Raw genomic sequence first — 1,162 nt, 5'->3', positions numbered from 1 at the left:
TGCTGGTTTTCTGGTAGGTCGGTGAGGAGTGGGCTGGGGCGTTGTGCGGTGAAGGTGGGGGTGAATTGGTTCCAGTTGATGTGGGCGACGGTGAGTGTGGGTTGGTTGTGGTTGATGGTGTTTTGTAGGGTTTGGATGGCGAGTTGGGGGTTGAGGGGGTGGAGGCCGTATCGGCGGAAGAAGGTTTGGGTGGTGTGGTCGGCTGCCATGCCGGCTTGGGCCCAGGGGCCCCAGGCGATGGAGGTGGCGGGGAGGTTGTGGGTGTGGCGGTGTTGGGCGAGGGCGTCGAGGTAGGTGTTGGCGGCGGCGTAGGCGGATTGTTGGCCGCTGCCCCAGGTGGCGGCGCCGGAGGAGAAGAGGATGAAGGCTTTGAGGTTGAGGTGTTGGGTGAGTTGGTGGAGGTGTTGTGCGGCGAGGGATTTGGGTGCGAGGACTTCTTGGAGTTGGGTGGGGGTGAGGTTGTTGATGGGGATGTAGTTGGGGATGCCTGCGGCGTGGATGATGGTGGTGAGGGGGTGTTCGGGTGGGGTGTTGTTGATGAGTTGTTGGAGTTGGTGGTGGTTGGAGGCGTCGCAGGCGGTGATGGTGACTTTGGTGCCGTGTTGTTGGAGTTGTTGGGTGAGTTGGGTGGTGCCGGGTGTGTGGGGTCCTCGGCGGCTGGTGAGGTGGAGGTGGTGTGCTCCTTGGTGGGCGAGGTGGTGGGCGAGGAGGGCGCCGATGCCGGTGGTTCCGCCGGTGATGAGGGTGGTGCCGGTGGGTGTCCAGGGGGTGGTGGGTGGTGTGGTGGGTGTGGGTGCGTGGGTGAGGCGTCGGGTGTGGGTGCCGGTGGTGCGGATGGCGGTTTGGTCTTCGGGGTGGTGGGGGGTGAGGAGGGTGGCGAGTTGGGTGGTGGTGTGGTGGTTGATGGTGGTGGGGAGGTCGATGAGTTGGGCCCAGGTTTTGGGGTGTTCGAGGGCGGCGACGCGGCCGAGGCCCCAGGTTTGGGCTTGTGTGGGGTGTTGGAGGGGGTCGTTGGGGGATGTGGATACTGCGCTTTGGGTGATGGTGTGTATGGGTGTGGGGGTGTTGGTGTCGTTCATTGCTTGTATGAGGGTGAGTGTGGCGGCGAGTCCGGCGGGTACGGCGGGGTGGTCGGCGAGCGGCTCCTCATCCAACGCCAGCA

Annotated in this window: 1 protein-coding gene; it reads right to left on the bottom strand. The window is 64.5% G+C overall.

Annotated features, from left to right (window positions below):
* A partial coding sequence (locus ABCR83_RS32640; protein WP_462698887.1) for a beta-ketoacyl reductase occupies positions 1 to 1,162 on the bottom strand: 1,162 nt, incomplete at both ends.

The sequence above is a fragment of the Streptomyces xingningensis genome (assembly GCF_054957865.1).
The sequence above is the reverse complement of the archived record's forward strand: the minus strand, read 5'-3'. Positions and strand labels throughout refer to the sequence as shown.